Source organism: Cupriavidus sp. L7L, assembly GCF_004353535.1.
In the GTDB taxonomy this organism is placed as follows: domain Bacteria; phylum Pseudomonadota; class Gammaproteobacteria; order Burkholderiales; family Burkholderiaceae; genus Cupriavidus; species Cupriavidus oxalaticus_A.
The window spans coordinates 357,240-376,643 of the sequence record NZ_SMNY01000024.1 but is presented as its reverse complement, the minus strand read 5'-3'; the positions used below and the strand labels follow the sequence as shown (position 1 = coordinate 376,643).

At 67.6% G+C, this 19,404-nt stretch carries 17 protein-coding genes; 16 read left to right on the top strand and 1 reads right to left on the bottom strand.

Features of this window, described 5'->3' with window-relative positions; all coding sequences use genetic code 11:
* Nucleotides 1–23 precede the first annotated feature (23 nt).
* The 5 genes from thrC (at nucleotide 24) to crcB (ending at nucleotide 4,075) form a co-directional block, all read left to right on the top strand.
* On the top strand, nucleotides 24–1,469 hold the full coding sequence (thrC, locus tag E1J61_RS23895; protein ID WP_133096456.1) for a threonine synthase: 1,446 nt from the start codon (nucleotides 24–26) through the stop codon (nucleotides 1,467–1,469).
* A 185-nt stretch (nucleotides 1,470–1,654) separates the two neighbouring features.
* Nucleotides 1,655–2,896, top strand: a complete 1,242-nt coding sequence (glp, locus tag E1J61_RS23890; RefSeq protein ID WP_133096455.1) for a gephyrin-like molybdotransferase Glp — start codon at nucleotides 1,655–1,657, stop codon at nucleotides 2,894–2,896.
* A 36-nt stretch (nucleotides 2,897–2,932) separates the two neighbouring features.
* Entirely contained in the window at nucleotides 2,933–3,190 is a 258-nt protein-coding gene (gene moaD / locus E1J61_RS23885) for a molybdopterin converting factor subunit 1 (RefSeq protein WP_029048714.1), read from the top strand.
* 1 nt (nucleotide 3,191) lies between these two features.
* Complete coding sequence (gene moaE / locus E1J61_RS23880) at nucleotides 3,192–3,695, top strand: molybdopterin synthase catalytic subunit MoaE (protein WP_133096454.1); 504 nt, start codon at nucleotides 3,192–3,194, stop codon at nucleotides 3,693–3,695.
* The gene (crcB, locus tag E1J61_RS23875) at nucleotides 3,695–4,075 is read left to right on the top strand and encodes a fluoride efflux transporter CrcB (protein ID WP_133096453.1); all 381 of its coding nucleotides are present in this window, start codon (nucleotides 3,695–3,697) and stop codon (nucleotides 4,073–4,075) included. Before moaE ends, crcB begins: the two co-directional genes overlap by 1 nt.
* Here the strand turns inward: crcB and E1J61_RS23870 are convergent.
* Nucleotides 4,057–4,923, bottom strand: coding sequence for an alpha/beta fold hydrolase (locus E1J61_RS23870; RefSeq protein WP_133096452.1), 867 nt, complete (start codon nucleotides 4,921–4,923; stop codon nucleotides 4,057–4,059). The two genes, crcB and E1J61_RS23870, sit on opposite strands and share 19 nt — an antisense overlap.
* A 238-nt stretch (nucleotides 4,924–5,161) precedes the next feature.
* On the opposite strand from E1J61_RS23870, the gene E1J61_RS23865 reads away from it, so the two are divergent.
* The 11 genes from E1J61_RS23865 (at nucleotide 5,162) to clpB (ending at nucleotide 19,173) form a co-directional block, all read left to right on the top strand.
* Nucleotides 5,162–5,806: a TetR/AcrR family transcriptional regulator gene (locus tag E1J61_RS23865; RefSeq protein ID WP_133096451.1), complete on the top strand. Its 645-nt coding sequence runs from the start codon at nucleotides 5,162–5,164 to the stop codon at nucleotides 5,804–5,806.
* Complete coding sequence (locus E1J61_RS23860) at nucleotides 5,803–6,585, top strand: enoyl-CoA hydratase/isomerase family protein (RefSeq protein ID WP_133096450.1); 783 nt, start codon at nucleotides 5,803–5,805, stop codon at nucleotides 6,583–6,585. The genes E1J61_RS23865 and E1J61_RS23860 overlap by 4 nt, the downstream gene beginning before the upstream one ends.
* A gap of 78 nt (nucleotides 6,586–6,663) precedes the next feature.
* Nucleotides 6,664–7,851 (top strand): substrate-binding domain-containing protein, encoded by a 1,188-nt coding sequence (locus E1J61_RS23855; protein ID WP_133096449.1) that lies wholly within the window; start codon nucleotides 6,664–6,666, stop codon nucleotides 7,849–7,851.
* A 116-nt stretch (nucleotides 7,852–7,967) separates the two neighbouring features.
* Complete coding sequence (locus E1J61_RS23850) at nucleotides 7,968–8,738, top strand: ABC transporter ATP-binding protein (protein ID WP_133096562.1); 771 nt, start codon at nucleotides 7,968–7,970, stop codon at nucleotides 8,736–8,738.
* Entirely contained in the window at nucleotides 8,731–9,471 is a 741-nt protein-coding gene (locus E1J61_RS23845) for an ABC transporter ATP-binding protein (protein ID WP_133096448.1), read from the top strand. The genes E1J61_RS23850 and E1J61_RS23845 overlap by 8 nt, the downstream gene beginning before the upstream one ends.
* Nucleotides 9,472–9,561: 90 nt before the next feature.
* A complete protein-coding gene (locus E1J61_RS23840; protein ID WP_133096447.1) occupies nucleotides 9,562–10,587 on the top strand; it encodes a branched-chain amino acid ABC transporter permease in 1,026 nt (341 codons plus the stop codon).
* Between the two features lie 16 nt (nucleotides 10,588–10,603).
* A complete protein-coding gene (locus E1J61_RS23835) occupies nucleotides 10,604–11,680 on the top strand; it encodes a branched-chain amino acid ABC transporter permease (RefSeq protein WP_133096446.1) in 1,077 nt (358 codons plus the stop codon).
* 15 nt (nucleotides 11,681–11,695) lie between these two features.
* Complete coding sequence (locus E1J61_RS23830; protein ID WP_133096445.1) at nucleotides 11,696–13,240, top strand: long-chain fatty acid--CoA ligase; 1,545 nt, start codon at nucleotides 11,696–11,698, stop codon at nucleotides 13,238–13,240.
* Nucleotides 13,241–13,371: 131 nt separating this feature from the next.
* On the top strand, nucleotides 13,372–15,522 hold the full coding sequence (locus E1J61_RS23825) for a D-(-)-3-hydroxybutyrate oligomer hydrolase (RefSeq protein ID WP_133096444.1): 2,151 nt from the start codon (nucleotides 13,372–13,374) through the stop codon (nucleotides 15,520–15,522).
* Nucleotides 15,522–16,394 (top strand): MaoC/PaaZ C-terminal domain-containing protein, encoded by an 873-nt coding sequence (locus tag E1J61_RS23820; RefSeq protein ID WP_133096443.1) that lies wholly within the window; start codon nucleotides 15,522–15,524, stop codon nucleotides 16,392–16,394. Before E1J61_RS23825 ends, E1J61_RS23820 begins: the two co-directional genes overlap by 1 nt.
* 190 nt (nucleotides 16,395–16,584) lie before the next feature.
* Nucleotides 16,585–19,173, top strand: coding sequence for an ATP-dependent chaperone ClpB (gene clpB / locus E1J61_RS23815; protein WP_133096442.1), 2,589 nt, complete (start codon nucleotides 16,585–16,587; stop codon nucleotides 19,171–19,173).
* The last annotated feature ends 231 nt before the right edge of the window (nucleotides 19,174–19,404 follow it).

Sequence of the window (19,404 nt, the reverse complement as noted above, 5' to 3'; positions counted from 1 at the left end):
CCGCATAGCCACAGCAGAGCCACATGAAATACCAGTCGACCCGCGGCCATGACATGCCGCAATCGTTCTCCGAGATCCTGCTCGGCGGCCTGGCCCCCGATGGCGGCCTGTACCTGCCCAAGCAGTATCCGCAAGTCACGGCCGACGAGCTGGAGGCCTGGCGCAAGCTGCCGTATGCCGACCTGGCCTACGAGGTCCTGCGCAAGTTCTGCGACGACATTCCTGCCGAGGACCTGCGCGCGCTGACGCGCAAGACCTATACCGCCGAGGTGTACTGCAACGCGCGCGAGGGCGATAACACCGCCGACATCACGCCGCTGCGCACGCTGGGCGAAGAAGGCGGTACGAAGCTGCAACTGCTGGGCCTGTCCAACGGCCCGACGCTGGCCTTCAAGGACATGGCGATGCAGTTGCTCGGCAACCTGTTCGAGTACGCGCTCGCCCGTGCCGGCCAGGAGCTGAACATCCTGGGCGCGACCTCCGGCGACACCGGCAGCGCCGCCGAATACGCGATGCGCGGCAAGCGCGGCATCCGTGTGTTCATGCTGAGCCCGCACCGCAAGATGAGCGCGTTCCAGACCGCGCAGATGTTCAGCCTGCAGGACCCGAATATCTTCAACATCGCCATTGAAGGCGTGTTCGACGACGCGCAGGACATCGTCAAGGCCGTCTCCAACGACCACGAATTCAAGGCCCGCCAGAAGATCGGCACGGTCAATTCGATCAACTGGGCGCGCGTGGTGGCCCAGGTGGTTTACTACTTCAAGGGCTGGCTGCTGGCGACCGACGGCCCGGGCCAGAAGGTCTCGTTCTGCGTGCCGTCGGGCAACTTCGGCAATGTCTGCGCCGGCCATATCGCGCGCATGATGGGGCTGCCGATCGACAGGCTGGTGGTCGCCACCAACGAGAACGACGTGCTCGACGAGTTCTTCCGCACCGGCGCCTACCGCGTGCGCAAGTCGGCCGAGACGTATCACACCTCCAGCCCTAGCATGGATATCTCCAAGGCCTCGAACTTCGAGCGCTTCGTGTTCGACCTGCTGGGCCAGGACGCCGGCAAGCTGGCTGCGCTGTTCCGCGACGTGGATGAGAAGGGCGGCTTCGACCTGGCGGGCACGCCGGAATTCGACCGCATCCGCGCATTCGGCTTTGTCTCGGGCCGCAGCACGCATGAGGACCGGCTGGCGACCATCCGCGACCTGTCGTCGCGCTATGGCATCACCATCGATACCCACACCGCCGATGGCGTCAAGGTGGCGCGCGAGCATCTCAGCGCCGGCGTGCCGATGGTGGTGCTGGAGACGGCGCTGCCGGCCAAGTTCGCCGACACCATCCGCGAGGCGCTCGGCCACGAGCCGGAGCGTCCGGCCAGGTTCGAGGGCATCGAGAGCCTGCCGCAGCGCTTTGAAGTGATGCCGGCCGACGCCGCCAGGGTCAAGGCCTATATCGCCGGCCACACCGGCCTGTAAGCACGCTGGCGCCAAGGGCACGCTGCGGCACCGCGGCGTGCCGTGTCCGCGCCAACTCGCTACAATCAGGCTGCGGGCCCGATCCCCGGCCCCCGGATTGCTTCCTGCTGTCATGGCGGAGGCGATGCGCGGGCCGTTTCTTTTTGGCCAACCCGCATGGGCCAACCCTTCCTGCACATCGCACCATGACCCAAGCCGCAGCACCTTCCCGTCCCCCGATGCTGACCATGGCCCAGGCGCTCGATGCGCTGCTGTCCGCCGCGCGCCCGCTGGCGCAGGTAGAGCAGGTCGACACGCTTGACGCCAATGGCCGCGTGCTGGCCGCGCCCGTGACCAGCACGCTGCGCGTGCCGCCGGCGGACAACACCTCGATGGATGGCTACGCCATGCGCGCCGCCGATGTCCCGGCAGCGGGCACGCGGCTGCGCGTGTCGCAGCGGATTCCGGCGGGGCATGTCGGCACCGAACTGCAGCCGGGCACCGCCGCGCGCATCTTTACCGGCGGCCTGATTCCGCCAGGCGCCGACGCCGTCGTGATGCAGGAGCAATGCACGGCGGAGGGCGAGGACGTGATCGTCAACCACGTGCCGCAATCCGGTGAATGGATCCGGCGCGCAGGCGAGGACATCGAGGCCGGCAGCGTGATCCTGCCCGCGGGCACGCGGCTGACGCCGCAGGCGCTGGGCCTGGCCGCGTCGGTCGGGCAGGCGAAGCTGGACGTGGTGCGCCGCGTGCGCGTCGCGGTGTTTTTCACCGGCGACGAACTGGCGATGCCGGGCGAGCCGCTCAAGCCGGGCGCGATCTACAACTCGAATCGCTTCACGCTGCGCGGCCTGCTGGAAAACCTGGGCTGCGAGGTCAGCGACTTCGGCATCGTGCCCGATACGCTGGCGGCCACGCGCGAGACGCTGCGCCGCGCGGCGCAGGGGCACGACCTGATCATCACGTCGGGTGGCGTGTCGGTCGGCGAGGAAGACCATATCAAGCCCGCGGTCGAGGCGGAAGGTCGCCTCGACATGTGGCAGATCGCAATCAAGCCGGGCAAGCCGCTGGCGTTCGGCCAGGTCAACAGCGCAGGGCCCGACCGGGCGTTTTTCCTGGGCCTGCCGGGCAACCCGGTGTCGAGCTTCGTTACCTTCCTGCTGTTCGTGCGGCCGTTCATCCTGCGCCTGCAGGGCGTTGCCGACGTGGCGCCGCGCCGCCTGCCGCTGCGCGCCGATTTCGAACTGAACAAGGGCGACCGCCGCAACGAGTTCCTGCGCGCGCGCATCAATACCGAAGGCGGGCTGGACCTGTTTCCCAACCAGAGTTCCGGCGTGCTCACGTCCACGGTATGGGGCGACGGGCTGATCGACAACCCTCCCAACCAGGCCATCGCGCGCGGCGATACCGTGCAATTCATTCCGTTTGACGGCCTGCTCGCATAGCCGGCCCGCATTACCAGCATGTACACAGAGGCAGTCATGACCATCGAACTACGATTCTTCGCCAGCGTGCGCGAACAACTCGGCGTGGCCGAGGAGCGCGCCGAGGTGCCGGCCGAGGTCCGCACCGTGGGCGAGCTGCGCCAGTGGCTGCGCCAGCGCGGCGGCGCCTGGGCCGAGACCCTGGCCGAAGGCCGCGCGCTGCGCATGGCCGTCGACCACGCGGTGGCGCGCCCCGACACGGCGATCACCGATGGCTGCGAGGTTGCCTTCTTCCCGCCCGTTACCGGAGGCTGAGATGAGCGTCAGGGTTCAGCGCGAGGATTTCGACCTGGGCGCCGAGGTGGCGGCACTGCGCGCCGGCAACCCGCAGGTCGGCGCCGTGGCCAGCTTTATCGGCACCGTGCGCGATGTCAGCGAGGGCAGCGCCATCAGCGCGATGGAGCTGGAGCACTACCCGGGCATGACCGAGAAGGCGCTGGCGCAGATCGAGGCGGCGGCGTGCGCGCGCTGGGAACTGCTGGGCGTCACCGTCATCCATCGCGTCGGCCCGCTGCTGCCGCTGGACCAGATTGTGCTGGTCGCGGTCGCATCGAAGCATCGCGGCAATGCGTTCGCGGCTTGCGAATTCATCATGGACTACCTCAAGTCCGAAGCGCCGTTCTGGAAGAAGGAAGAAACGCCGGAAGGCGCGCGCTGGGTCGATGCACGCGTGACCGATGAGGACGCGCTGAAGCGCTGGGGTATCCAGTCGCTCAACGCCAGCGGAGAGGGTGGAGAGGGCAGCGAGGGCAAGCCCTGATGGGCCCGTTGGGGTTTGTCGCCGTCGGCGTCGGCGCCGCGGCGGGGGCATGGCTGCGCTGGGGTTTCTCGGTGCTGTGGAATGCGCTCAACCCCGCGCTGCCGTACGGCACGCTGGCCGCCAACCTGCTGGGCGGCTACCTGATCGGGCTTGCCGTCGGTTTTTTCGATACCCATGCCGGCCTGCCGCCGGAATGGCGCCTGCTGGCCATCACCGGTTTCCTTGGCGGCCTGACCACGTTCTCGACCTTTTCCAGCGAGGTGCTTGCCAACCTGCTCGCCGGCGACTACGGCTGGGCAGCGATGCACCTGCTGCTGCACCTGGGCGGCTCGCTGTTGCTGACCGCGCTGGGACTCTGGACTTACCGCGTGCTGGCCTGAGCCACCAGCGCGCGCAGCGCGGCATTGAATACCTGCGGCTGCTCCATGTGCGGACTGTGGCCGGCGCCGGCGATCACGGTGAGGCCCGCGTCGGGCCGCAAGCCGTGGGTGGCGATGCCTACTGCCGGGGCATACAGCCGGCTGGCCTCGCCATACAGGTGGAACAGCGGCAGGCGCGCCGTGCGCAGCGTGTCGCGGAAGTCCTGCCTTGCCATGTCTTCCCATAGCGCGGCCAGCGTGGCGGCCTCGCAGCTCTGCGCCATCCGCGCAATGCGCTGCATCGCCGCGCCGTCGGGGCGCCGTCCTGCCGCCCACAGTCCCAATGCCACCGAAGGCGCCAGCCGCGGCCAGTCGGCGCGGATGCGCGCCGCCATCTGCCTGGCCTGGGTCATGTCGTAATGGCCGTGGAGTCCGTGCGGCCATTGCGGGTCGGTGACCAGCCGGGGCGTCATGTCGATGCTGCCAACTGCCGCCAGTGGACAACCCGGATGGTCACGCAGCAGCGTCCATGCCACCATCGCGCCCATCGACCAGCCCGCCACGACCACATCGTCCAGCCCGAGATGGCCGACCAGCGCCGCGGCATCGCGCGCCAGCGCCGCGATGGTGGTGCCGGTGCCGTGCCGCGACAGCCCGTGGCCGGCATGGTCGGGCGCAATCACCCTGAATCCCGCCCGCGCCAGCGCGCGCTGGCCGTCGAAGGCTTCGCCGGTGACGGACCAGCCGTGCAGCAGCAGCAGCGGCCGGCCGGCGCCGGCTTCGCGCCAGCCCGGCAAGGCGCCATGCGCCGGATGTGTGGAAAAGGGCGGGGCGGCGGCGCTGTCACAAGCCGAATCGGGAGCGTCCAACGACGTGTCTCTCCAGGCGGTAGGTGGGGGGCGATGCAAGCGAGGGCAGGGTGCGCCTCTATTGACATCCACGCCGGTCAATTTATACGATGAAACATGAATCAGATATCAGGTTTTGCCTGCATATCGGTTTCCGGGGTGGCGGCAGGGGCGAGGAGGAGTAGGAGGAGGTGCCTGCGGCATGACCCGAAGCGGCTGGCATTCCCATGACAAGGCGCGCAGCGCCACCGGAGACAAGATGTCCCAGACCGAGACTGGCGAAGTCGGCGAAGCCACCGACATGGCCCACGCCGGCGGCATGTGCCCGCCCAAGACCGCGCGCGGGCAGAAGACCCGTGCAGCGTTGCTGCGCGCCGCCGAAAAAGTGTTCGGCGAGAAGGGCTACTACGCCGCGTCGATCTCCGAGATCACGCAGGAAGCCAAGGTCGCCATGGGCACCTTCTACCTGTACTTCAAGGACAAGGAAGATATTTTCCGAGCGCTGGTCGGCCACATGCTGGAGCTGGTGCGCACCCACCTGCGCAAGCACGTGGCCAACGCCGCCAGCCAGATGGAAGCCGAGCGGCTGGGCCTGAAGGCCTTTCTCTCCTTCGTTTCGCGCCACAAGAACCTGTACCGCATTGTGCTGGACTCGTACTCGGTGGACGAAACCATCTACAGCAGCTATTTCCAGGTCTTTGCCGAGCTCTACAGCCGGCGGCTGGAGCGCGCCGAAGAGCAGGGCGAAATCGTCCCCGGCGATGCCGAGGTGCGCGCGTGGTGCCTGATCGGCATCAGCAACTTCCTCGGCATGCGCTATGCGCGCTGGAAGCGTCCGGCCTCCATGGAGAAGGTGGTCGATACCGCCTTCGGCCTGATCGCCCACGGCCTGCAGCCGCGATGACCACGGCCGCAGATCCGCTGGTCTTGCTCGAACGCCGGGACGGCGTGGCCCTGCTGCGCCTCAACCGGCCGCAGCGGCACAACAGCCTCGTGCCGGCGTTGCTGGAAGCCTTGCTGGCCGCACTGGACGAGGTCGAAGCCGACACGTCGGTCCGTGCCGTGGTGCTGACGCATGCAGGGCGCAATTTCTCGACTGGCGGCGACGTGGCGGCCTTTGCGGCGCAAGGCGATGGCATTGCCGCCTACGCCAGCGAGTTGCTCGCGCTGCTGAACCGTTCGATCCTGCGCCTCACGGCACTGCGTTGCCCGGTGGTGGCGGCCGTCGAAGGCTGGCTGACCGGCGGCTCGCTCGGGCTGGCGCTGGCCTGCGACATGGCCGTACTGGCGCAGGATGCGCGCATCGCGCCGTTCTACACGGTGGTGGGCTTCAGCCCGGACGGCGGCTGGACGGCGATGCTGCCGCAGCTGGCCGGTCCGGCACGGGCGCGCGCCTGGCAACTGAACAACACGGTCGTGGCGGCGCCGGATGCCGTCATGCATGGCCTGGCCTCTGCGCTGTCCGCACCCGGTGCGGCAGAGGCCGATGCAATCGCGCTGGCGCGCGGCGTGGCGGACAAGTTGCCCGGCAGCGTGGCGCATACCCGCGCGCTGCTGCGCTGGGACGCCGACGCGCTGGCAGCGGGCCTGGAACGCGAGCGCGCCGCCTTCGTCGCGCAGATCTCCAGCGCGGAGACCGCGGACGGCATGCGCCGCTTCCTTGCCGGGCGCACGCGAGAGTAGCCGGGCAGTAGAAATTCCCGCAGTTGCAGCAGGTTCCAGCCCTTCTAACGCAAAAGAACCCGAACACAGGAGACAGCCATGCAAAGCAACCCCCTCGCCGTACGCGCCCTGGTCATGGCCGCCGGCCTTCTTGCCACCGGCGCCGCGCTGGCCAAGGATATCCGCATCGCCCACGTCTACGACAAGACCGGCGCGCTGGAAGCGTATGCCAAGCAGACCCAGACCGGCCTGCTGATGGGCCTGGAATACGCCACCAACGGCACCATGACCGTCAACGGCAACAAGCTGGTGGTGATCGAAAAGGATACGCAGGGCAAGCCTGACGTGGCCAAGGCGCAGCTTGCCGCCGCCTACAGCGACGACCGCGCCGATATCGCCGTCGGCCCGACGTCGTCCGGCACCGCGCTGGCGATGCTGTCGGTGGCGGAGGAATACAAGAAGGTGCTGCTGGTCGAGCCCGCCGTCGCCGATTCGATCACCGGCGACAAATGGAACCGCTATATCTTCCGCACCGGCCGCAATTCGTCGCAGGACGCGATCTCCAATGCCGTGGCGCTGGACAAGCCGGGCGTGACCATCGCCACGCTGGCGCAGGACTATGCCTTCGGCCGCGACGGCGTGAAAGCGTTCAAGGGCGCGCTCAAGAACGCGAAGATCGTCCATGAGGAATACCTGCCCACCAACACCACGGACTTCACTGCCGGTGCGCAGCGCTTGTTCGATTCGCTCAAGGACAAGCCTGGCCGCAAGGTGATCTTCATCATCTGGGCCGGCGCCGGCAATCCGTTCAAGATCGCGGACCTCGATCCCAAGCGCTACGGCATCGAGATCGCCACCGGCGGCAATATCCTCCCGGCGATGACCAGCTACAAGAACTTCCCCGGCATGGAAGGGGCCACGTACTACTACTTCGGCATCCCGAAGAACAAGGCCAACGAGTGGCTGGTGTCGAACCACTACAGCAAGTTCAAGGCACCGCCCGATTTCTTCACCGCCGGCGGCATGACCGCTGGCATCGCGCTGGTCGAGGCGCTGAAGAAGACCAACGGAGACACCGGCACCGACAAGCTGATCATGGCGATGGAAGGCATGTCTTTCGAGACCCCCAAGGGCAAGATGACCTTCCGCAAGGAAGACCACCAGGCGATGCAGTCGATGTACCACTTCAAGATCAAGGTGGACCCGGCCTTTGCCTGGGGCGTGCCCGAGCTCGTGCGCGAGATCAAGCCCGAAGAGATGAACGTGCCCGTGCGCAACCAACGCTGATGAACGCGCCAGCCCCCTCCGCCCCCTCGGCCTCCTCCGCCCGCTCTGCCGGCCTGCCGGCGTCGCAGTCGCCCGCTGCGCAGCGCGGCACGGCCGCGGCGGCCGGCGCCCGGCCGTTGCTCGAGACGCGCGACCTGACCATCCGCTTCGGCGGCCATGTCGCGGTCAATGCGGTGTCGTGCGCATTCCGGCCGGGCGAGCTGACCTGCATCGTCGGCCCGAACGGCGCCGGCAAGACCACGTACTTCAACCTGGTCTCGGGGCAGTTGCCGCCCTCCGCCGGGCAGATCCTGCTCGACGGCGAGGACGTGACGCGCCTGCCGGTGTCGCAGAAGACCCGGCGCGGCATCGGCCGGGCCTTCCAGCTGACCAGCCTGTTCCCGCAGCTGTCCGTGCTGGAGAACGTGCGGCTGGCGGTGCAGGCGCGGCAGCAGCGCGGCATCGACCTGATCTCGATGTGGACCAGTCACCGCGACATACGCGCGCAGGCGCTGGCGATCCTGGAGCGGGTCGCGCTGGCGGGCAAGCAGCACCTGGCGGTGGCGTCGCTGCCGCATGGCGACCAGCGCAAGCTGGAAGTCGGCATCCTGCTGGCGCTGCAGCCGCGCGTGTTCATGTTCGACGAACCCACCGCGGGGATGAGCGTGGACGAAGTGCCGGTGATCCTGGACCTGATCCGCGAGATCCGCCAGGACCGCAGCAAGACGGTGCTGCTGGTCGAGCACAAGATGGATGTGGTGCGCTCGCTGGCGGATCGCATCATCGTGCTGCACAACGGCACGCTGGTGGCCGACGGCGACCCCGCCGAGGTGATCGCATCGCCGGTAGTGCAGCAGGCTTACCTGGGCATGGCGGAGGAAGAGAAGGAGGGCGGCAACCATGGCTGACGCGCAACACGCCACGCCGATCCTGCGGCTGCAGGGGGTGCAGACCCATATCGGCCCGTACCACATCCTGCACGGCGTCAGCTTCGACGTGCCGCGCGGCGGCGTGACCATGCTGCTGGGGCGCAACGGCGCCGGCAAGACCACCACGCTGCGCACCATCATGGGTTTGTGGCAGGCAAGCGCCGGCACGGTGAGCTTCGACGGCACGGACATCACGCGCCACAGCACGCCGTCGATCGCGCAGGCAGGCATTGCCTACGTGCCGGAGAACATGAGCGTGTTTTCCGACCTCACCGTGGCCGAGAACATGCGCCTTGCCGCGCGCAGCGGGGCCATCGACGAGCGGCGGCTGGACTGGGTCTTTCGCATGTTCCCGGCACTGAAGACCTTCTGGCACCAGCGTGCCGGCGTGCTGTCGGGCGGGCAGAAACAGATGCTGTCGGTGGCGCGCGCGATCATCGAGCCGCGCAAGCTGCTGATCGTCGACGAGCCCACCAAGGGGCTGGCACCCGCGATCATCCAGAACATGATCCATGTCTTCCGCGAGCTCAAGCAGACCGAAGTGTCGATCCTGCTGGTGGAGCAGAACTTCAACATGGCAAAGTCGGTGGGGGATACGGTGGCAGTGATGGATGACGGACGCACCGTGCATGCGGGAACGATGGCGGCGCTGGCGGGGGATGACGGGCTGCAGCAGCAATTGCTGGGGCTGTCGCTGGCGGCACACCAGTAGCGCCGTGCAGGACTGATGGTTTGCTCCCCGCGTGCGGGAGAGGGGAGAAAACAACGTGCGGCCGATACGCCCGCCGCAGGATGGAGACCCATGACAACTTCAACGACCTTACCTACCGCACCGCCGGCAGCCCTGCCCAAGGTCCGGCTCGACTGGACCCCGCTGGCCCTGGCGCCGCTGCTGATGCTGCTAGCCTTCCCGCTGGTCGGCAGCCCTTCGACCTGGCTCACGCTGACCATCGCCGGCCTGGCGATGGGGATGATCATCTTCGTGGTGTCCTCCGGCCTCACGCTGGTCTTCGGCCTGATGGACGTGCTCAATTTCGGCCACGGCGCCTTCATCGCGCTGGGCGCCTACGTGGCGGCATCGGTGCTGCTGCCGATGGCAGGCTGGGTGGAGGCGGACAGCCTCGTGCAGAACCTGGCGGTCTTCGCGCTGGCGATTGCCGCGGCCATGGTCGCCGCCGGCGCGGTCGGGCTGTTCTTCGAGCGCGTGGTGGTGCGCCCCGTCTATGGCCAGCACCTGAAGCAGATCCTGATCACCATGGGCGGCATGATTGTCGCCGAGCAGCTGATCAAGGCGATCTGGGGCCCGGAAACCATTGCGCTGCAGGTGCCCACCACCTTCCGCGGCGCGGTGCTGCTGGGCGATGCCGCGATCGAGAAATACCGGCTGATCGCGATGGCCCTCGGGCTGGTGATCTTTATCGCGATGGTGCTGCTGCTCAACCGCACCCGCATCGGCCTGCTGATCCGCGCGGGCGTGGAGAACCGCGAGATGGTCGAGGCGCTCGGCTATCGCATCCGCCGGCTGTTTATCGGCGTGTTCGTGGTCGGCGCTGGGCTCGCCGGGCTGGGCGGCGTGCTGTGGGGGCTGTACCAGCAGAACATCACCGCGGCGATCGGCGCGCAGGTGAACGTGCTGATCTTCATCGTCATCATCATCGGCGGGCTGGGTTCGACCACGGGCTGCTTTGTCGGCGCGCTGCTGGTCGGCCTGATGGCCAACTACACCGGTTTCCTGTACCCGAAGGTTGCGCTGTTCTCCAACATCCTGCTGATGATGCTGATCCTGCTGTGGCGCCCGCAAGGACTGTGCCCGGTGGCACGGCGCTGAACGGAGCGACACGACCATGATCCGACTTCTCTCCGGCGACCTGCCGCGCAGCCGCGTGCTCACCGTGATCCTGCTGCTGATCCTGCTGGCGCTGGCCTGCGCGCCGTTCGCCTTTCCCGGCGCGCGCGCACTGAACATGGCGGCCAAGATCTGCATCTTCGTGGTGCTGGTGGCCAGCTATGACCTGCTGCTGGGCTACACCGGCATCGTCTCGTTTGCGCACACCATGTTCTTCGGCATCGGCGGCTATGGCGTGGCCATCGCGATGTCGCGCATGGAGCCGGGCTGGGGCGCACTCGCCGTGGGCGCCGCGGGCGCGCTGGCGGTCTCGGCGCTGCTGGCTTTCCTGATCGGCCTGTTCTCGCTGCGCGTGCGTGCGATCTTCTTCGCGATGATCACGCTGGCGGTGGCGACCGCCTTCGCCACGCTGGTGTCGCAGTTGTCGGAATGGACCGGCGGCGAGGACGGGCTGACCTTCAAGGTGCCCGAGGTGCTGCGCCCGGGCTTCTCGCTCGGCGACGCCGAGCTGCTGGGCGTGCCGCTGACCGGCAAGCTGCTGAGCTACTACCTGGTGTTTGCCGGCGCGCTGGTGCTGTTCCTGGCGCTGCTGCGCGTCGTCAATTCGCCGTTCGGCCGCGTGCTGCAGGCGATCCGCGAGAATGACTTCCGTGCCGAGGCCATCGGCTACCGCACTGTGGTCTACCGCACGGTGTCGACGGTCTTGTCTGCGATGTTCGCCACGCTGGCCGGGGTGCTGATGGCGGTTTGGCTGCGCTATAACGGTCCTGACACCTCGCTGTCATTCGAGATCATGGTCGACATCCTGCTGATCGTGGTGATCGGCGGCATGGGCACGATCTATGGCGCGGTGATCGGCACGGTGCTGTTCCTGGTGGCGCAGACCTACCTGCAGGACGTGATGAAGCTGGCGAGCGACGCCACCACGGCGCTGCCGCTGCTGTCGTCGCTGCTGCATCCGGACCGCTGGCTGCTGTGGCTCGGCCTGCTGTTTATCCTGAGCGTCTACTACTTCCCGCAGGGCGTGGTGGGGCGGCTGCGCGGCAATCGGGCCGTGCAGGACGTGGCAACCTGAGCGGAGGCCCGCGCAATGTACGTAATCGACTGGCTGCACAAGAACGCGCAGCACACCCCCGACAAGATCGCGCTGGTGGACGTGGAAAGCGGCCGCCGGGTGACCTATCGCCAGTTCGACGAGCGCGCCAGCCGCTTCGCCGAATACCTGGCCGAAGGCCTGCAGCTGGCGCCAGGCACGCGCGTCGCCGTGCTGGCGCACAACAGCTCCGACTATTTCGAGATGCTGTACGGCTGCGCCAAGGCCGGCATGGTGATGGTGTGCCTGAACTGGCGCCTGCCCGCGGCGGAATTGCTGCCGATCCTGCAGGACTGCACGCCCGAGGTGTTGGTCGCCGGCGATGGCTTCCTGGCCGTGGCCGCCGAACTGGCGCGCACCTTGCCGCTGCGCGCGGTGCTGCATCTTGCCGACGACGAGGCGGCCGATGTACCCGGTGGCTGGACCGAGTACGAAGCCGTGCTCGACGCGGCCTCGGGGCGCATCATCGAGATGCCGTGCCGCGACGAGTCCGAGGTATGGCACCTGCTGTACACCTCCGGCACCACCGGCAAGCCCAAGGGCGTGATCCAGACCTATGGCATGGTGTTCTTCAACGCCGTCAACGCCATGCTGGCCAACAAGATCACGCGCGACGACGTGTTCCTGAACGTGCTGCCGTTCTTTCATACCGGCGGCCTGAACCTGTATGCCAACCCGGTGCTGCATGCCGGCGGCACGGTGCACATCATGCGGCAGTTCGAGCCGCAGGTCGTGCTGGACCGGCTCGACCGCAAATCGGGCGAGGGCATCACCATGTTCTTCGCGGTGCCGGCGGTGTACCTGTTCCTGAGCCAGCATGCCGGCTTTGCGCAAGCGGACTTCTCCGGCGTGCGCAACATGTCGGCGGGCGGCTCGCCGGTGCCGCGGCCGCTGCTGGAAGCCTACCTGGCCAAGGGCGTGACCATCTGCTTCGGCTTCGGCATGACCGAAACCGGGCCCACGGTCTTTGTCTGCGACGAAGACACCGCGCGCCGCAAGATCGGCACCATCGGCAAGCCGGTGGGATCGATGCTGACGCGCATCATCGACCCCGTGGGCAATGATGTCCCGCCCGGCGAGCGGGGCGAGCTGCTGATCAAGGGGCCGGGGGTCACGCCCGGCTACTGGAACCTGCCGGAAGCGACTGCCAATGCGATCCGCGACGGCTGGCTGCATTCCGGCGACATCGCCTGGCGCGACGAGGACGGCGACTACTACATCGTCGATCGCGCCAAGGACATGTACATCTCCGGCGGCGAGAACGTCTATCCCGCCGAAGTCGAAAATGTACTGTTCCAGCTGCCGGGCGTGGCCGAGGCCGCCGTGATCGGCGCGCCGGACGCACGCTGGGGCGAGACGGGCATGGCGCTGGTGGTGCTGCGCGCTGGCGCCTCGCTCGATGCGGAGCAGGTCATCGCCCATTGCAAGGCGCAGCTTGCCGGCTACAAGGTGCCGCGCCATGTGCGCTTTGTCGACGCGTTGCCGCGCACGCCGTCGGGCAAGGTGGAGAAGCACAAGCTGCGCGCCAGGTTTGCCGGCTGACGCGCCGCGTCCCGCCATACGAATTTCCAGCATTTCCTGCAGTCCCCGCAGTCCCGCTGTCCGCAGTCTCCGCTGTTCCTCATTGACGTACGTCTCTACCGCCCCGACGCGGGCGACAGAAGGAGGGTGACATGCATTCCAAGCAGTTTCCGCCGCCGCAGCAAGGCAGCTTGCGCGGTACGGTGTTCGCCGTCGCGGCAGCGATGCTGGCCGCTGCCTGTGGCTCGGGCGATGACAACAATGGCAACGGCAACAACCCCAACACCAAGCCCGCATATATCGGCGCGGTCAACATCAACAGCTACAACGGCAGCAGCGACGACCTGCTGACCGCGGGGCTGGGCAAGGACGGACTTGCCAGTGCCACCGCGCCGCTGCCGGCCAATGCCACCGCCCCGACCGCGGCGGAACTGCGGCGCTACGCGATCTACTCCAACTACCGAGCCATCGTCGACACCACCGCGGCTGGCGGCTATGGCTCGCTGTACGGCCCCAACGTGGACGCGCAGGGCAATGTCACCGGCTCGGAGGGCAAGATCGCCGGCGTGGAATACCTGGCGTATTCGGACGACGGCACGGGCCAGCAGAACGTGACCATGCTGGTGCAGATCCCGGCCGGCTTCGATACGGCCAGGCCGTGCGTGATCACCGCCACGTCGTCGGGCTCGCGCGGCGTGTACGGCGCCATCGCGACCGGCGAATGGGGGCTGAAGCGCGGCTGCGCGGTCGCCTACACCGACAAGGGCACCGGCGCCGCGCCGCACGACCTGGATACCGATACCGTGCCGCTGATCGACGGCACCCGCGCCACGCGCGCGGCCGCCGGCAAGAATGCGCAGTTCGCCGCGCCCGCAGGCGCCACGTCGCTGGCGGATTTCACCGGCACCAGCCCGCACCGGCTCGCGTTCAAGCACGCGCATTCGCAGCGCAATCCGGAGAAGGACTGGGGCAAGTTCACATTGCAGGCGGTGGAGTTCGCGATCTGGGCGATCAATGACCGCTTCGGCGCGGTGTCCGCCAACGGCACGCGCCAGCGCAGCATGGACAAGGGCAAGATCCTGGTGATCGCGTCGAGCGTGTCGAACGGTGGCGGCGCCGCGGTGGCCGCTGCCGAGCAGGACACCGATGGCCTGATCGATGGCGTGGCCGTGGGCGAGCCCAACCTCAACATGCCACCGGATACAGGCGTGGTGGTGCGGCGCGGCGGCGTGCAGGTGCCGTCTTCGGGCCGCACGCTGTATGACTACACCAGCACGGCCAACCTGCTGCAGCACTGCGCCGCGCGCACCACTGCGCTGACGCAGTCACCGTTCTACGACAACCCGACCATGGCGCCGTTCTTCGCGGCGCGCTGCACCACGCTGGCGGAAAAGGGACTGGTCACCGGCACCAATACCAGCGAGCAAAGCGCCAGTGCGCTGCAGGCGCTGCATGAAGCGGGCTGGGAGTCCGAATCCGATGACCTGCACCCGTCGCTGGCCGCCTTCGACACCGCTGCCGCGATCACCGTGACCTACGCCAACGCCTACGCGCAGGCCAGCGTGACCGACAAGCTGTGCGGCTACAGCTTCGCCAATACGCTGACCGACCTGAAGCCGGCGGCGATCGCCCCGGCAGCGCTGGCGTCGATGTTCGCCACCGGCAATGGCATCCCGCCCCAGCCGCCCTCGGTGCAGCTGATCAACGACCTCGACCCGACGCACGGCCCGTACCTGAACCTGTTCTCCGTGTCGGCATCGAACGGCCGCACCGATCTCAACTACGATGGCGCCGATTGCCTGCGCAAGCTGCTGGCCGGGACCGACGCCGCGGCGCGCGCCTTGCAGGCTAGCCAGGCGCTGACGCTGCGCAACGGCAACCTGCGCGGCAAGCCGGCGGTGATCGTGCACGGCCGCAGCGACGGCCTGCTGCCGGTGAACCATACCTCGCGCCCGTACCTGGGACTGAACCGGCAGAGAGAGGGGCTGGCCAGCAAGCTGTCGTACATCGAGGTGGAGAATGCCCAGCATTTCGATGCCTTCATCGGGCTGGTGGCGGGCTTCAGCAACCGCTACGTGCCGCTCCATGTGTACCTGAACCGCGCGCTCGACGCCGTCTACGACAACCTGACGACCGGCAAGCCGCTGCCGCCGTCGCAGGTGGTGCGCACCACGCCGCGCGGCGGCACTGTCAACACGCCGGCGCCGACGCTGCTGCCGTCCAATGTCCCGCCGATCGCCGCCACGCCCGCACCCGGCAACGCGATCACCGTCAACGCCTTGACCGTGGAGGTGCCCAACTGATGACCGACGCCATGCCGCGCGTGCTGACGCAACGCGATTTCGACCGCTTCGCCGCGCTGTCGCGCGACGACAACCCGATCCACTGCGATCCGGCCTTTGCCCGCGGCACGCACTTCGGTGCCACGGTGGCGCACGGCATGTTCCTGTTTTCGCTGCTGTGCGCGCATACGTGGCGGAAGCTGGCCGCACCTGCGCTGCCGGTGGCGCAGACGCTGATGTTCCCGACGCCGGCCTTCGCCGGCGATGCGGTGGCGTTTGCGCTGGTGCCGCAGCCGCAGGCGGGGCCGGCGGGTTTTGGCACCACGGTCAGCGCGGGCATCCCCGGCGCGGCGCCGCGCGTCGCGGCCGCCGGTGAATCGTCGTGGCTGGCGGAGGCTGCACCGGGCCGGCTGCCGGCATGGCCAGGCGCGCAGCCGGAGGCCGCGGGCGATCCCGCGCTGTACGGCCTGCGTCCCGGGCAGTCGGCCAGCGCCACGCGCGCCTTCACCGCGGCCGATATCGCCGAGTACGTTGCCCTGACCGGCGATGCCAATCCGTACCATGCTGACGCCGCCTTCGCCCGCGCGCGCGGCTTCGGCGAGGCGGTGGTGCCGCTGCCGCTGCTGGCCGGCATGTTTTCCGACCTGCTCGGCACACGGCTGCCGGGGCGCGGCACCGGGTGGATGAAGCAATCGCTGCGGCTGGCCTCGGCAGCGCGGCTGGACGAGCCGCTGACCGCGCAGGTGCGCATCGTCCGGCTGCGCGCCGGCAAGGACCTGGTCAACCTGGCGAGCGTCGTCACCGGCGCGGATGGCCGGGTGGTCGTGCAGGGCGAATCGCTGGTGCTGGTGCGCAACCTGGCGGACAAGGGCAGCGAGAGCCGGGCGGCATAGCCTGTTTGTGGCGGCTTCACGTACCGTTTGCTGCACTCAAAGCCTTATCTCCGCGGGTCCTTGAAATGTCGCGACAAAGCCTTATCTTTCGGATATCCAGTGTCCGGCAGGGCATCCAGGCACCCCGGCGGTGAAGCCGGGGCCAGCGCCCCCCGCATCAGGACACGACCTATCCGAGAGAGGGAATCCTATGCGTCTAGACAAGCTGACCACCCGGTTCCAGGAAGCGCTCGCTGAAGCGCAAAGCCTGGCCCTGGCCAACGACAACCAATACATCGACCCGCAGCACGTGCTGCGCGCGCTGCTGTCGCAGGACGACGGCGCCGCCCGCGCACTGCTCGCACGCGCCGGCGTCAACGTGCAGGGCCTGCAGACGGCGCTGGACGCCGCCATCAAGCGCCTGCCGCAAGTGCAGGGCACCAACGAGGTCCAGATCGGCCGCGACCTGGTCAACCTGCTCAATGCCACCGAGAAAGAAGCGCTCAAGCGCGGCGACCAGTTCATCGCCAGCGAGCTGTTCCTGCTGGCCGTGTCCGACGACAAGGGTGACGCCGGGCGCATTGCGCGCGAGAACGGCCTGAACCGCAAGTCGCTCGAATCGGCCATCCAGGCCGTGCGCGGCGGCGAATCGGTCAACAGCGCAGAGGCCGAGGGCCAGCGCGAGGCGCTGAAGAAGTACACCATCGACCTGACCGAACGTGCCCGCATCGGCAAGCTCGACCCCGTGATCGGCCGCGACGACGAGATCCGCCGCGCGATCCAGATCCTGCAGCGCCGCACCAAGAACAACCCGGTGCTGATCGGCGAGCCGGGCGTGGGCAAGACCGCGATCGTCGAAGGGCTGGCGCAGCGCATCGTCAACGGCGAAGTGCCCGAGAGCCTGAAGAACAAGCGCGTGCTGGTGCTCGACATGGCCGGGCTGCTGGCCGGCGCCAAGTACCGCGGCGAGTTCGAGGAACGCCTGAAGGCCGTGCTGAACGACGTCGCCAAGGACGAGGGCCAGACCATCGTCTTCATCGACGAGATCCATACCATGGTGGGCGCGGGCAAGGCCGAGGGCGCGATCGACGCGGGCAACATGCTCAAGCCCGCGCTGGCGCGCGGCGAGCTGCACTGCATCGGCGCGACCACGCTTGACGAATACCGCAAGTACATCGAGAAGGATGCCGCGCTGGAGCGCCGCTTCCAGAAAGTGCTGGTCGACGAGCCGACCGTGGAAGCGACCATCGCCATCCTGCGCGGCCTGCAGGAGAAGTATGAGCTGCACCACGGCGTCGAGATCACCGATCCGGCCATCGTCGCCGCGGCGGAGCTGTCGCATCGCTATATCACCGACCGCTTCCTGCCCGACAAGGCCATCGACCTGATCGACGAGGCCGCCGCGCGTATCAAGATGGAAATCGACTCCAAGCCGGAGGCGATGGACAAGCTCGAGCGCCGCACCATCCAGCTCAAGATCGAGCGCGAAGCGGTCAAGAAAGAGACCGACGAGGCTTCGCTCAAGCGCCTGGACCTGATCGAGCAGGAGATCGCGCGCCTGGAGAAGGAGTACGCGGACCTCGACGAGATCTGGAAGGCCGAGAAGGGTGCCGCGCAGGGCACGGCCGCGCTGAAGGAAGAGATCGAGAAGGTCAAGCTCGAGATCGCGAAGCTGCAGCGCGAAGGCAAGCTCGACAAGGTGGCCGAGCTGCAGTACGGCAAGCTGCCGGGACTGGAAGGCAAGCTCAAGGCTGCCACCGATGCCGAAGCCAGCGAGCAGAAGCAGCCCAACAAGCTGCTGCGCACGCAGGTGGGCGCCGAGGAAATCGCCGAAGTGGTGAGCCGCGCGACCGGCATCCCGGTATCGAAGATGATGCAGGGCGAGCGCGAGAAGCTGCTGAAGATGGAGGACCGCCTGCACAACCGCGTGGTCGGCCAGGACGAGGCCGTGCGGCTGGTGTCCGATGCCATCCGCCGTTCGCGCGCAGGGCTGGCGGACGAGAACAAGCCCTATGGCTCGTTCCTGTTCCTGGGACCGACCGGTGTCGGCAAGACCGAGCTGTGCAAGGCGCTGGCCGAGTTCATGTTCGATTCGGAAGAGCATCTGATCCGCATCGACATGAGCGAATTCATGGAGAAGCACAGCGTCAGCCGCCTGATCGGCGCGCCGCCGGGATACGTGGGCTACGAGGAAGGTGGCTACCTGACCGAGGCCGTGCGCCGCAAGCCGTACAGCGTGGTGCTGCTCGATGAAGTGGAGAAGGCCCACCCCGACGTCTTCAACGTGCTGCTGCAGGTGCTGGACGACGGCCGCCTGACCGATGGCCAGGGCCGCACGGTGGACTTCAAGAACACGGTGATCGTGATGACGTCCAACCTGGGTTCGCAGATGATCCAGTCGATGGCCGGCGAGCCGCAGGAAGCGATCAAGGGCGCGGTCTGGCAGGAAGTGCGCACGCATTTCCGGCCGGAGTTCCTGAACCGGATCGATGAAGTGGTGGTGTTCCACGCGCTCGACCAGAAGAATATCGAGTCGATCGCGCGCATCCAGCTGCAACGCCTGCAGGCCCGCCTGGCACGCATGGACATGACGCTGGAGGTCAGCGACTATGCGCTGGAGAAGATCGCCAGCGCGGGCTACGACCCGGTGTTCGGGGCGCGTCCGCTCAAGCGGGCGATCCAGCAGCAGATCGAGAACCCCGTGGCGCGCGCCATCCTGGAAGGCAAGTTCGCGGCAAAGGATGTGGTGCCGGTGGACTATGTGGATGGCGAGTTCACCTTCGGGCAGGCCGTGCAGTAAGCCCGGTTTCGAGACTCTTCGGTGTCACAGGCAGGCCCTTGCGGATTCCCGCAAGGGCCTTTTTGCATGGCCGCGCCCTGCCATGTAAGGGAGTGCCGCGCCGTGCAATTTTTTCACGGCGATCCCGCGCTTCGCTCCGTCAGTTGCCGTGCTGCATGCGATTCTCCAAGTGGCATGCTTTTCGCGTTGCAAAAGGGTTGAGTTTCCTTGCAAAGCGCTGCGCCTCCACGC

Coding starts and splice junctions, on each gene's coding strand:
- clpB (WP_133096442.1), top strand. CDS start 16,585: ATGCGTCTAGACAAGCTGACCACCCGGTTCCAGGAAGCGCTCGCTGAA.
- E1J61_RS23865 (WP_133096451.1), top strand. CDS start 5,162: ATGTCCCAGACCGAGACTGGCGAAGTCGGCGAAGCCACCGACATGGCC.
- glp (WP_133096455.1), top strand. CDS start 1,655: ATGACCCAAGCCGCAGCACCTTCCCGTCCCCCGATGCTGACCATGGCC.
- thrC (WP_133096456.1), top strand. CDS start 24: ATGAAATACCAGTCGACCCGCGGCCATGACATGCCGCAATCGTTCTCC.
- E1J61_RS23830 (WP_133096445.1), top strand. CDS start 11,696: ATGTACGTAATCGACTGGCTGCACAAGAACGCGCAGCACACCCCCGAC.
- E1J61_RS23840 (WP_133096447.1), top strand. CDS start 9,562: ATGACAACTTCAACGACCTTACCTACCGCACCGCCGGCAGCCCTGCCC.
- E1J61_RS23845 (WP_133096448.1), top strand. CDS start 8,731: ATGGCTGACGCGCAACACGCCACGCCGATCCTGCGGCTGCAGGGGGTG.
- moaD (WP_029048714.1), top strand. CDS start 2,933: ATGACCATCGAACTACGATTCTTCGCCAGCGTGCGCGAACAACTCGGC.
- E1J61_RS23835 (WP_133096446.1), top strand. CDS start 10,604: ATGATCCGACTTCTCTCCGGCGACCTGCCGCGCAGCCGCGTGCTCACC.
- E1J61_RS23855 (WP_133096449.1), top strand. CDS start 6,664: ATGCAAAGCAACCCCCTCGCCGTACGCGCCCTGGTCATGGCCGCCGGC.
- moaE (WP_133096454.1), top strand. CDS start 3,192: ATGAGCGTCAGGGTTCAGCGCGAGGATTTCGACCTGGGCGCCGAGGTG.
- E1J61_RS23820 (WP_133096443.1), top strand. CDS start 15,522: ATGACCGACGCCATGCCGCGCGTGCTGACGCAACGCGATTTCGACCGC.
- E1J61_RS23860 (WP_133096450.1), top strand. CDS start 5,803: ATGACCACGGCCGCAGATCCGCTGGTCTTGCTCGAACGCCGGGACGGC.
- crcB (WP_133096453.1), top strand. CDS start 3,695: ATGGGCCCGTTGGGGTTTGTCGCCGTCGGCGTCGGCGCCGCGGCGGGG.
- E1J61_RS23825 (WP_133096444.1), top strand. CDS start 13,372: ATGCATTCCAAGCAGTTTCCGCCGCCGCAGCAAGGCAGCTTGCGCGGT.